The following is a 12,259-nucleotide window of genomic DNA, read 5'->3' as shown; positions in this document are numbered from 1 at the left end:
GGTCGTTTACGGCCCAAACCGCCGGCATACGGCGGCCCGTCAAAATACCCGTACAGAAATCCCGTCGAAAACCGTTATCTTTGATGACGCAATACTATGGAACACAACATACCGAAAGATAAAAAACGCGTTGTCGTCGGCCTCTCCGGAGGTGTCGATTCGAGCGTTGCGGCCTGGGTGCTCAAGCAGCAAGGTTACGACGTGGTGGGCATGTTCATGCGCAACTGGCACGACACCACCGGCACGCTGGCCGGCGACTGCCCTTGGTACGACGACCGGGTATTCGCCGAACTGGTGGCCAAAAAACTCGACATCGAATTCCATTTCATCGACCTCAGCGACCAATACCGCCGCCGCGTGGTGGACTACATGTTCGCCGAATACGGACGCGGACGTACCCCGAATCCCGACGTGCTCTGCAACCGGGAAATCAAATTCGACGCTTTCCTGAAAGCCGCCCTGGAATTGGGAGCCGATTATGTCGCCACCGGCCACTACTGCAAGACCGACACTGTCGTCAGCCCCGTGGACGGTAAACCTTATCACCGGCTTATCGCCGGCGACGACAGCAACAAAGACCAAAGCTATTTTCTCTGCCAGCTCAATCAGGAACAACTCGCCAAGACGCTCTTCCCGATCGGCGACCTCGAAAAGCCCGAAGTGCGGCGCATTGCCGCCGAACAGGGGTTGGCGACCGCAGAACGCAAGGACTCGCAGGGCATCTGTTTCGTCGGGAAAGTCGATCTGCCCGTTTTCCTGCAACAGAAACTGGCCGCCCGACCCGGCGGGGCGATCATCGAGATTCCGCAGGACTGGCCCGGCTACGCCGATCCCGCGCACAATCCCTGCTCGCCCTATACCTACCGCGAATCGGACGGCACGAAAGTCGGCGAACACAACGGGGCGCATTTCTACACCATCGGCCAGCGCAAAGGGTTGAATGTGGGCGGCAAACCGGAACCGTTGTTCGTGATCGCTACCGACGTGGAGCGCAACGTCATTTACGTCGGCATGGGCGACCGGCATCCCGGTCTCTACCGCCGCGGGCTGCGCATCCGGCCCGACGAGATGCACTGGATACGGCCAGACCTCAGGATGACTGTCTCCGATTCGCCGCGCGAATACCTCGTGCGGATACGCTATCGCCAGCCGTTGCAGCGGGCCACGCTGCATATCGACAACGACGGATGGGGCGTGATCGACTTCGCCGAACCGCAACGCGGTGTGACGGCGGGTCAGTTCGCCGCATGGTATGCCCCCGACGGCGAACTGATCGGTTCCGGCGTGATCGACGCCTGACCCTTGACCGCGCCATGCGCAGCGTCGATAACGATTTTTACCGGACTACCTAAACTCAGGTTATATCCTTGCATGAAACAAACAGGAACAGAGCTGATTATGCTCGGTACGGGAGCCGCTATCGCGACTCGTTGCTACAATACCTGCTTTGTCGTCCGGAACGGCAGTTCACTGTTGCTGGTCGATGCCGGCGGAGGGAACGGCATACTCTCCCGGCTGGAAAAGGCCGGCATCGGTTTCGACAAGCTCCATGACCTGTTCGTCACCCATGCTCACACCGACCACATTTTGGGAGCCGTCTGGATTGTCCGGATGGCGATCCACCGGTTCAAAGAGGGAGCCTGTCCCGGCGTACTCCGCGTGTACGGGCATGACAGGGTCTTGCAGGTGTTGGAGCAGATATGCCGGCTCACACTGCCCGCCTCGGATACGGTCTTCATCGGGGAAAAGGTCTTTTTTCTCGAAGTCAGGGACAGCGAATATTTCAGCGTCGGGGATATGCGTTTCCGGTGCTTCGACATTTTTTCCGCCAAAGAGAAACAGTTCGGTTTCCGGGCTTCGTTGCCGAACGGGAAATCGCTGGTCTGCCTGGGCGACGAACCATACAACGAACGGAATCGAAGCCACGCCGAAAACGCCGACTGGCTCATGAGCGAAGCTTTCTGCCTGTACCGCGACAGAGAGCGGTTCCGTCCCTACGAGAAACACCACAGCACTGCTCTGGAAGCGGCTGCGACGGCGCAAAGACTAAACGCACGGAATCTTCTGCTCTACCATACGGAGGACCGGACATTGGAAACCCGCAAACCGGACTACACGGCGGAAGCATCCCTCCGGTTTACCGGGAACGTATACGTTCCGGACGACCTGGAGACAGTACCCGTCGAATAAGGGCGCACGGTTCCGAAAAGACGGGTTCGGGCATGCGCATGAAACATAGACAAATGGAATACAGACGTTGCGGGCGCAGCGGCCTAAGGCTGCCCGCCATTTCGCTGGGATTGTGGCACAATTTCGGCGCCGGGGACGATTTCGGACGCGCCCGGCAGATCGTGCTGACGGCGTTCGAAAACGGAATCACGCATTTCGACCTGGCCGACAACTACGGACCGCCGCCGGGCAGCGCCGAGCAGACTTTCGGACGAATTCTGCGCGACAGCCTCGGAACGCACCGGGACGAAATCCTGATCGCCACGAAAGCCGGACACGAAATGTGGCCGGGGCCGTACGGCGACTGGGGGTCGCGCAAACACCTGATCGCGGCCTGCGACCAGAGCCTGCGGCGGCTGGGCGTGGATTACGCGGACATTTTCTACTCGCACCGTCCCGATCCCGACACTCCGCTCGAAGAGACGATGCAGGCGCTCGATTATATCGTCCGCTCGGGACGCGCTTTGTACGTCGGGCTGTCGAAATACCCGCCGCAGACAGCCCGGCAGGCCATGCAGATACTGCGCGACTTGGGCACGCCCTGCGTCGTGAACCAACTGCGCTACTCGATGCTGGCGCGCGAACCGGAACGGGAGCTTTTCCCGCTGTTCGGCGATTGCGGAACGGGCGTCGTGAGCTTCTCGCCGCTGGCGCAGGGGCGGCTTTCGGAACGTTATCTGGCCGGCATCCCGGCCGACTCGCGGGCAGCGCAGGGCGGTTTCCTGAAAGTATCGGACGTCGAAGCCAGCCTGAGTAAGACGGAGGCACTGCACGAACTGGCCCGGCGGCGCGGGCAGAGCCTGTCGCAAATGGCGATCGCCTGGCAATTCCGCCCGGGATCGCCCGTAACGTCGGTGATCGTCGGGGTCAGTACGCCGCAACAATTGCTCCAGAATCTCGGCGCCTTGGACAAACCGAATTTTACGGACGAAGAGCTGGCCGAAATCGAAACGATCCTGGCCTGAAAGAGAGAACAGACCCGCACGATCCGAAAAGTTTGCCGTCCATACGTCGCCTGTCCCGTCCGTGGGGAGGGAAGCCGGGTTTCACTTCACGATATTGGCCAGCACGCGGATATCGCGAGCCGGACGCGCCGGATCGTTCGTCACGACCGTAATCCCTTCGGACAGGCGGCCCGTTGCCCCTTCGGTATTCAGCTTTACCGTCAGGGTCGCCGTATCGCCGGCCTTGATTACCGTCTGATCGGTTGTCGCCTCGATACGGTTGCTGGTCGGGCCGATATGGCGGATAATCAGATCCTTTTCGCCCCCGTTGCTGATCTGGAACTGGCGGGTGAGCGTCCGGCCCTGCGGCTGGTCGCTGAAATGGTAGAAAAACGAAGAGTAATCGGCCCGGGGAGCCAGTTTCAATTCGGCTCGCGAAAGGGCGGAGAAATCTTCGGCAAAGATAACGGTCGCATTCACCGGGTCGGGCTGTTCGGCACCGTTCACGGCCAACGCGAAACGGCAATGGAATTTTCCCCACAGATCGGCTTTCGAAGCGTCGAAAGTCATGACGATTTCGCTCCGTTCGCCGGGCGAAAGGGTCGCTTTTGCCGGCCGTACCGTCAGCCACGCGGGCAGCGACGAAGCGACGATACCCACTTTGACCGGAGCTTTTCCGCCGTTGGCGATTCCGACCGTACGCACCGTCGCCTTGCCGCGCGGCAGGGTACCGAGCACGAGACTCCGGTCGGCGATGCGCAGGCCGCCCGTCACCGCATACGGATAATCGTCCTGAATGGTCCGGGGCCGGCCTTCGACCTGGCCGGTAATGGTCAGCCGGATGCTTCCCCGCGGATCGTTGGCAGCCACGTTGATGACTTTTTCGAATTTACCGGGCCGGTTGGTCGGGTCGAACGTTATTTTCATCTCGCCGCCTTTGCCCGGCAGCACCGGCTCCTTGCTGAACTGCGGATAGGTGCAGCCGCACGAAACGCCGACGCTGTTGATCACCAGCGGCAGCGTGCCTTCGTTCGTGAAACGGAAAGTATGGCTCACGTCGCCGTCCACCTCCCGGATATTCCCGAAATCGTACGTATAGCTGTCGAAAACCATCTTCGCGGTTTTCAGCTCTTCGGCCGTCGTCCGGCCGGACAGGCAGGCAAACAATGCCCATAATGCAATCCCGTATTTCATCGTTCGATAATTAGAAGCAAGTCCGGTTGCATACATTGATATAACCGAAGGTAAGTATATACGACCCTATTTTATATGCACATCTGATTTTCAATTTCGGCCTGCGCTACCTCTATGGGGCGAAAGCGACTCCCGGCCGGAGTGCCCGGCGGCGCCGCAGGGCCGTTGGGGAAAATCCTTGCACGGCTTAGATCGTACCCGATTATATCCTTCGATATACCGATTCGTCTTCATCGATACTTTTTCGGCTCGCGCCGTCTCCCCCACGACGGCTGGATACTTTCCCCAACACCGTTATTTCTTAGGTAGTACGAGTACCTTTTTAGTTTCGAAAAATTCGCCGTCGAACCAGGTCGAAACGGGCAGCTGTTCGGTTTTGCGGCCCGCTTCGGCGATTTCGGCCGTCAGGTCTCCTCCCTTCAGGTACAGGATGCCGTAGGTCGTGCGACTCCAGGTCCAGCCGACGAACGTGCGGAGATCGGTCACGGCGCGGCTCACGACCCAGTCGAAGCGGCTCCGCCCGCCGTCCAGCTGTTCGACGCGGCAGTGTTCGGCCCGGACATTGGTCAGCCCCAGGGCGGCGGCGACCTCTTTCACGACCTTGATCTTCTTGCCGATACTGTCCACGAGGGTGAACTGTACCTCCGGATAACAAACCGCCAGCGGTATGCCGGGGAAACCGCCGCCGCACCCCACGTCCAGTACGGTCTCGCCGGGTACGATCAACTCGGTTTTCGCAATGGCGAGCGAATGGAGGATATGGTGTTCCTCCACATGTGCGATGTCCTTGCGCGAGATGACGTTGATCCGGGCGTTCCACTCCTCGTACAGAGCGGGCATGGCGGCGAACTGTTCGCGCTGCCGGGGCGTCAGGTCGGGAAAATAACGTTCGATCAGGGTCATGGCGATTTGAATTACGAGGTAGGCGAACCCGAAACCGGCGCCGGCAAAACCGGGGTCGCAGTCCTATGCCCGGGCGCGGCATGCGGTTCGGGAACGAAATGCATCAAAGCAGTTTGCGGGCGGTAATCAGGGCGCAGAGCTTTTCCCGTGCCCGGTGTATCCGGGTTTTGACCGTGCCGATGGGCATCCCCAGTTTTTCGGCGATCTCGTCGTAGGAGTATTCGCCGATGAAGCGGAGTTCGATCATAGTGCGGTAGCGCGGCGGCAGTTCGCTCATCAGGTTGTCGAGCATGCGCCCACGCTGGCGGGAGATGATCCTCTCCTCCGGATTGAGCGTGTCGCAGGGCGGATTGATCCCGTCTCCGTTCTCCCCGTCGATGGAGACGGTATTCCCTGCCGAACGCTTGCGCCGCGCGAAATCGATGAACAGGTTGCGGGCGATGGTATAGATCCACTGCCCGAACGTATATTCGGGATTGTAGCGCGGCAGGTTGAAGTAGGCTTTGACATACGTCTCCTGTATGATGTCTCCGGCATCCTGTTCGCCGCATTTACCGAGGATCGAGGCGTAAAGCTGGCGCCGGTAGCGGTCGAACAGGGTCTCGAAACAGGTCGTGTCGCCGGCGAGCGTCCGTTCGATCAACTCCCGGTCGGTCGGTTTATCGGGCTTCATATCCATAGGCGCTGGCTGGGTCTGATTTTACGGCTGATCCACAGGAACAGCTCCGATACGGGGGCGCACAGGTCATGCGCCAGATAGGTACACATCAACCCTTTTTCGCCGACGCGCCGGGCGATCATCCGCACGGTAAGCAGCAGCGTCGTTTCGCGCAGCAGGAAGAGGCAGAGCGCGACGATCCACAGTACGGGCGGCAGCAGTACGAGCATGGCCGCTGTACCCAGTGTCAGCAGGGCGCGGGTCAGCAGTTCGGCCGCTACGGAGAGACGCACTTTCCAGGGGTAGAGGTCGAACGAAGCGCTGCGGTACCGCCGTTCGGCCCGCCACCAGCCTGTCCCGCCCCACTGGAACTGCCGGACGGTAGCCGCAGGGCTGAGCATGACGCTGGTGCGCCGCGAACATACGGGGGCGACTTTCTGGACGAAGAGATCGTCTTCGCCGAGGGTCATCCGCAGGTGGGTATAGCCTTTGTTCCCGAAGAAGAGTCGTTTGGTATAGCCGATATTGTTGTATATCCCCCGGTAGACATGCCCGCGGATCGCCGCGTTCAGGTAGCGGATCGACGAGGTGAGCCGTTGGCAGCGCATGATTTTGTTGGCCAGCCCCGGTTTACGTTCGATGCCGGTATATCCGATGACCAGACGGCCGCCGTTGAATCCCCGGGACATGATGGAGAGCCATTTCTCGGACGCGGGCACCGCGTCGGCATCGGTGAAGACGATGTTGTCGTACCTGGCGGCCTTGATTCCGACGGTCAGGGCCAGTTTGCGGCTGTGGCGAAAGACCGGATCGGCTTTGATCGTGGTGAAACGCAGGTGCGGATAGAGGGCCTGCATGGCGAGCAGTTCGTCCGTCAGATCGTTCTCGCTGCCGTCGTCCACCACCACGACCTCATAGTTCGGATGGTTTTGAGTCAGTAATCTGGGCAAATGTTCGGTGACATATTCCGGGTCGTCGGCCACGACCACGACCACCGATACGGGAGGCGTCGAAGCTCCTTCGGGTTCCCGCAGGCTGTGCCGATGGGTGGCTACCCGGCTGTACCGCATCCAATATACGAGTTGCGCGACGGCACAGACGACAAGCAGCACGGTAAGCAGTATCTGATAAGGAGGATAAGTGGCGATAAACTCTTTCATGCACTGAATCAGGGTGGAATCGGGACAGCGTGCCTCTTCTCGCGGCAACGTGCAAATATACGACATTTCCGGGTGAATCGACAGTATAAAAACCGACTCCGGAACCGCAGTCCGGCGCTTTGGGTCAGAACATCAGCGAAAGCCCGATATTGACCTGTTGCACGTTCGGTCCTTCGCCCGACACGAAAATGCTCTGGGGATAGTACCGTGCCGAAAGGGCTACCCATTTGTAGCCGATATTGCATTCGACCCCGTAATGGAAATTACGCAGGTTCAGCCCATTGTGTTGTTTTTTCGTGTGCATGTCTCCGTCGGCGTCGCGGTATTTTATTTTGGTATGTCCCTGAAGCCTCAGGCCGCCGACCATGCCGAAATTGACGAATCCGGGACACCGGCGCCCTTCCCGGCTGCGTCCGAACTGGAACTCGACCAAGAGCGGAATATTGAGGTATACGGTAGTCAGCTTCGATTTCCTGACATCGAAACCTGCCTGTTCGTAGCTGTAATCGGGTACGATATATCCGCCGGCGTCCTGGGCCAGAGATATATTCCGGTCGAAACGGAAGTTGTTGATTTCCAGACCAAGACCGGTAATCAGGCCGAAGTGACGGTTGGATACGAGGGTCAGGTCCGCGAAATTGACGTTCACGCCGATCGATTTCGGGGTCTGGCGCATGTACTCGGCTCCTGCGGGCAGGCCGAGGCTGCCGAGGTTCCTGACCAGGCCGTTGTAGTAGATACCGACCCCGGCCCAATGGCCGCCGTGCCATTTCCAACGTTTCGGAAGTCGTGAAGAGCGGTTATACGTTTCCGGACTGTTATTCGCATAGGCAGGGTTACGTTCGGTTTCCGTCGGAAAACCCACTTTACGGACGACGATCGTGTCGTTTTCGGTCACGACGGTGGCCGTCGTTCCGGTTTCCGTTACCTGTGCCGTCGCGGGCAGAACCGTGGCCAGTGTCAGTGCCAGTGACGGGATGACGAAAGATGTTCTTTTCATGGGATTCGTATTTTGAAGGCCGCCGGCCGGTTTTCGTTTCGGACGTTGAACAAATATACGTTTTTTTCGGGAATAGCCGCTATTTTTTATTCGTCCGGATCGGGTATCACGCGCTCTGGTGCGGAATTTATTTTTAACAGCAGGTTTAAATATCGGTTTCTTATCCTGTACTTCATGCGAGCAGAGGCTGCTGACCCGGGAATGTGCGATTTCCCGATTCGACGGGAGTCGAGAGCGGGGAATCGCATTCCCGGCGACTTCTTTGCTTTCTTTCTTGGTCGCGCAAGAAAGGAAGTGCCCCGCCGGGATGAGGCGTCCGGAGAAGTCGAGGCCCTCGCAGCATAAGCGGGCAAAGAAAGATAAACTCCTGTCGGCGAAAGGCAGACGATTAACCGTATGGTTAAAACTAAATTTCCGCGTTAGCGGGCGGGCCGGACACCTCCCCACGGGAGGCCCGCAACACGTCGCTCAGCGCGCCGAAAGTTGCGACCGCTCCCGGGCGTCCGATTTTTGCAACTAACCGTACGATTTTATATAAAGCTCTCCCGATGTCAGCCCGAAGCCACTCCCGGCGTAAGGCTGCAATAAGCACCGCGCAGTTGCGGCCCCGCTGGCTCCGGCGGATATGATTAATCATAGGGTTTTCTGCGGAGGAATCTTGCCATGGGAGGCGCCTTTGTACAAAAAGGCGATTTAATTTGCAGGAGGGGATTCGAAGCCGTCGAAAGCTATGGGTATCGGGTGCCGATCGGTATCCGACCGGGATTATTTTGACGAACCGTAACCCGGGACTCCGGTGGCAAGCGTATGATTTTCCGGATCGGATCGGTGTCTGGCCGCGTCGCTCACCGGAAGAATCGTGCGGAAGCCCCCTGTCGAAAGAGCGTTCCGGGGAAAATATGTACATTTGTCGTTCACGGAACGGAAACCCCATATCCCGAATGACGATGAAAACAGTGATCGCGTTTATTCCCAATGTATTGACATTATGTAACCTGCTGTCCGGTTGCGCGGCCGTTTCGGCGTTGTTTCTCCGGGCCGATTTTCAGGCAGCTTTCTGGTTGGTGATCGCCGCGGCGGTATTCGATTTTTTCGACGGTTTCGCGGCGCGTATGCTGCACGTCAGCTCGCCGATCGGCAAGGAGTTGGATTCGTTGGCCGATATGGTCAGTTTCGGCGTCGTGCCCGCGACGGTCGTTTTCATGCTGTCGATGGCGGCCGGGGAAGCCGGATACGGGGTGTCGTGGCTGGCGTACGGAGGCTTCCTGATCGCTGCGTTTTCGGCGCTGCGATTGGCTAAGTTTAATATCGACGAACGGCAGACGGAAGAGTTCCGGGGATTGCCGACACCAGCCTGCGCTTTGTTCTTCGTATCGTTGCCGATGCTTTTCGTGCAGGGAAACGGTGCGGAAGGAGGATGGGCATCGATGCCGTCGGAGGGGTGGAACCTGCTGGCTCATCCCGCGGTGTTGTTGCCTCTTACGGCGGTCTTTTCGGCATTGTTGGTGTGCGATATGCCGATGTTTTCGCTCAAGTTCAAAACTTTCGGATGGAAGAAAAACAAACTCAGATACGTTTTTCTGTTTCTTTCCGTTATTTTCATCGTTTGGCTGGGGCTGGCGGCACCGGTAATGATTATTCTGGCCTATATCGTGATCTCCACCGGACGGGCGGTGATTTGTCGGAAGTGCGTAAAGGGTTGATAATTTGATGAATGTGGATTTAGGGAAATTTATGTACCTTTGACCCGTTTTTAACCGTTCGTTTATTTGTCCGTACCCGCGCTGCACTGTCGCTTTGTGAACAAAAGTTCCGCCGAAGACTTTCGCGAATGTTCAATTTGTTTCCGCGTTAGCGGGCGGGCCGGACGCCTCCCCACGGGAGGCCCGTAATCCTCGTAAACTCGGAGCGGTCATCCCGGGCGCCCGACCCGAAAAGGGTAATTACAGCGTGGCCACCCTAAAGGCGACTCCTGGAAAGTTTCTTTGGTTCTTTCCTTGAAAGTGAAGAATGGTACCAGGCGGCATAGTGCAAATAAACGAACCCAAAACACCTCCCGATGGGATACATCCCGGCAAGGACATATCTGTGGCGCAGCCTGGCGGCTGCCGTGCTGGCTATCCTGCCCCTGGCCGGGATGGGGCAGAATAACGGCAGTACCATCATCCGTTATCCGGTAGACAACAGTTCGGACAATTCGTCCGGCCTGCTGCCCAGCCAGATGATCGAACGCGATACCATCGACAAAGCCCGGCGTCCCAAAAAACCGCTCGAATCGTTCTACTTCGACGATTCGACCCGAGCGCGGCGCATATTCTCGTGGAAAGTCTCGATGGATAACAACAATATCGCCCTGCAGGACATGGATACCTCCATCGCGAATTTCCAGCGCGATTATCCGTTCATGCAGCAGGGCGTGGGGAGCGCGAGTCTCGGCAACCTGGGCGGTGCGAGCATCCCGCTCGACTATTTCCAGCGGCCCCGGTTCCGCAATTTTTCGTTCGTACAGGCCTGGGCTTCGTACCTGATGACTCCGGAACGGATTTTGTTCTACAACGCCCGGATGCCATATACCAATATTTCATACCAGATGTCCGGTCAGCGGGCCAAAGAGGAACAGTTGTTCCATGCCGTGATCTCGCAGAACATATCGCCTTCCAGTTCGTTCAACCTGGATTACAATTCGGACGGGATGAAAGGACAGTACGAGCGGCAGAAGGCGCTCGACCGCTATTTTTCGGCCAATTTCGCTCATACCGGCAAGCGTTACGCGATACACGGCGGCTATATATACAACGTGGGCGACATTCAGGAGAACGGCGGGATCGAGGATATGCGCGACATTACCGACACGGTGATGGACATGACCGACAATATTCCCGTGCGGCTCGACGCGTCGGCCGACGCGCGGAACCTGTACAAAGGCAATACGTTCTATTGGACGCAGTCCTACGGGATTCCCCTGCGCCGGCAGCGGGTGTCGGACGATCTGACTTTGTCGAAGATTCCGACCGTCTTTATCGGGCAGTCGTTCCAATATACCAGTTTCAAGAAGATCTATTCGGACGCGCTGACCGCTCCCACGGGAGCCGAGGATGAAAAGGAACCGTTCTACGAGCATTTCTATATCAGCCCCGAGGGGACGCGCGATTCGATACGTCAGTCGATGATGGACGTCAAGTTTTTCATGCAGCTCCAGCCGTACAACCGGAACGGGGCGCTGGGGCTGGTGACGGCAGGCATCGGCGACGAGCACAACAGCTATTACTATTATGTGCCGGACAACTATCAGGGACTGTACGGCAAGGGCGGGAAACAGAGCAAGAATTCGATCTATGCGTACGGAAAGCTGGAAGGGGCCGTGAGCCGCTATCTCCAGTGGTCGGCCGATGCCAAACTGTACATGATCGGGTACCGGAGCGGGGATTTCGACCTGGGCGGCAGGCTGTCGCTCTCGGCTTATATCAAGGATAAGCCGCTGACTTTGGACGCTTCGGTGCGCTTCACGCTGCGCGAGCCGGATTTCTGGCAGCAGAACTACTTCTCGAACCATTACGCATGGTCGAACAACTTCTCGAAAGAGAAGACTACGCTCATTCAGGCGGCATTCCGGGTCCCCGATGCGGGACTGGAACTGGGGGGGAGCTACGAACTGACCCAAGACAAAGTCTATTACGGTCCGGACGTGGTCCCGCAGCAGTACGGCGATATGCTCAGCGTGATGGGACTTTATCTGCGCAAGGATTTCCGCCTGGGCGGATTTCACTTGAATCACAGGGTGCTCATGCAATGGAGTTCGGACCAGACAGTCGCTCCGGTGCCTCTGCTCAGCGCCGACCTATCCTATTTCTTCGGCTTCAATGTGGTCAAGAACGTGTTGTACATGCAAATCGGCCTGGACGGGCGGTATAATACCGAATATTATGCCTATGCCTACGATCCGGCGATCGGGCAGTTCTACACGCAGGATCGGGTCAAACTAGGCAACTACCCTTCGATGGACGCTTTCGTGTCGGCGAAGTGGAAAAGGCTGAGGCTGCTGCTCAAATTGCAGCACTGGAACTGCAACCTGTTCGGCGGCAACCGCTATTTCGAGGTGGTCGATTATCCGCAGAACCGGATGATGTTCAAGATCGGGCTGTCGTGGGCGTTCTACGACTAACGGCTCGCA

At 57.9% G+C, this 12,259-nt stretch carries 10 protein-coding genes; 5 read left to right on the top strand and 5 right to left on the bottom strand.

What is annotated here, in order from left to right; genetic code table 11:
- Window positions 1-96: 96 nt before the first annotated feature.
- The 3 genes from mnmA to RIKMI_RS0101215 all read left to right on the top strand — a co-directional run bounded on the left by mnmA (window position 97) and on the right by RIKMI_RS0101215 (window position 3,194).
- On the top strand, window positions 97-1,299 hold the full coding sequence (mnmA, locus tag RIKMI_RS0101225) for a tRNA 2-thiouridine(34) synthase MnmA (RefSeq protein ID WP_037291306.1): 1,203 nt from the start codon (window positions 97-99) through the stop codon (window positions 1,297-1,299).
- Between the two features lie 72 nt (window positions 1,300-1,371).
- A complete protein-coding gene (locus RIKMI_RS0101220) occupies window positions 1,372-2,190 on the top strand; it encodes an MBL fold metallo-hydrolase (protein ID WP_027290149.1) in 819 nt (272 codons plus the stop codon).
- A gap of 53 nt (window positions 2,191-2,243) precedes the next feature.
- On the top strand, window positions 2,244-3,194 hold the full coding sequence (locus RIKMI_RS0101215) for an aldo/keto reductase (RefSeq protein WP_084135131.1): 951 nt from the start codon (window positions 2,244-2,246) through the stop codon (window positions 3,192-3,194).
- An 81-nt stretch (window positions 3,195-3,275) separates the two neighbouring features.
- Here RIKMI_RS0101215 and RIKMI_RS0101210 read toward each other — a convergent pair whose 3' ends face one another.
- The 5 genes from RIKMI_RS0101210 to RIKMI_RS12555 all read right to left on the bottom strand — a co-directional run bounded on the left by RIKMI_RS0101210 (window position 3,276) and on the right by RIKMI_RS12555 (window position 8,088).
- Complete coding sequence (locus tag RIKMI_RS0101210) at window positions 3,276-4,367, bottom strand: DUF1573 domain-containing protein (RefSeq protein ID WP_027290147.1); 1,092 nt, start codon at window positions 4,365-4,367, stop codon at window positions 3,276-3,278.
- Window positions 4,368-4,661: 294 nt separating this feature from the next.
- Window positions 4,662-5,270: a 16S rRNA (guanine(527)-N(7))-methyltransferase RsmG gene (gene rsmG, locus RIKMI_RS0101205; RefSeq protein WP_037291303.1), complete on the bottom strand. Its 609-nt coding sequence runs from the start codon at window positions 5,268-5,270 to the stop codon at window positions 4,662-4,664.
- Window positions 5,271-5,373: 103 nt separating this feature from the next.
- The gene (locus RIKMI_RS0101200) at window positions 5,374-5,949 is read right to left on the bottom strand and encodes an RNA polymerase sigma factor (protein WP_027290145.1); all 576 of its coding nucleotides are present in this window, start codon (window positions 5,947-5,949) and stop codon (window positions 5,374-5,376) included.
- Window positions 5,940-7,154, bottom strand: coding sequence for a glycosyltransferase (locus RIKMI_RS12560; RefSeq protein WP_084135129.1), 1,215 nt, complete (start codon window positions 7,152-7,154; stop codon window positions 5,940-5,942). The genes RIKMI_RS0101200 and RIKMI_RS12560 overlap by 10 nt, the downstream gene beginning before the upstream one ends.
- Window positions 7,155-7,212: 58 nt before the next feature.
- Window positions 7,213-8,088 (bottom strand): outer membrane beta-barrel protein, encoded by an 876-nt coding sequence (locus tag RIKMI_RS12555; protein WP_051214195.1) that lies wholly within the window; start codon window positions 8,086-8,088, stop codon window positions 7,213-7,215.
- A 941-nt stretch (window positions 8,089-9,029) separates the two neighbouring features.
- Between RIKMI_RS12555 and RIKMI_RS0101180 the strand changes: the two genes are divergently transcribed.
- Together RIKMI_RS0101180 and RIKMI_RS0101175 are read left to right on the top strand one after the other, a co-directional pair.
- Window positions 9,030-9,791, top strand: a complete 762-nt coding sequence (locus tag RIKMI_RS0101180) for a CDP-alcohol phosphatidyltransferase family protein (protein ID WP_336433346.1) — start codon at window positions 9,030-9,032, stop codon at window positions 9,789-9,791.
- 356 nt (window positions 9,792-10,147) lie between these two features.
- Window positions 10,148-12,250 carry a putative porin gene (locus RIKMI_RS0101175; RefSeq protein WP_027290142.1) on the top strand — a complete coding sequence of 701 codons (2,103 nt, stop codon included), beginning with the start codon at window positions 10,148-10,150 and terminating at the stop codon, window positions 12,248-12,250.
- Window positions 12,251-12,259 lie beyond the last annotated feature (9 nt).

The organism is Rikenella microfusus DSM 15922, assembly GCF_000427365.1.
Classification (GTDB): Bacteria; Bacteroidota; Bacteroidia; order Bacteroidales; family Rikenellaceae; genus Rikenella; species Rikenella microfusus.
Note: the sequence above shows the minus strand (reverse complement) of the source record. Positions and strands in the feature narration are given on the sequence as shown.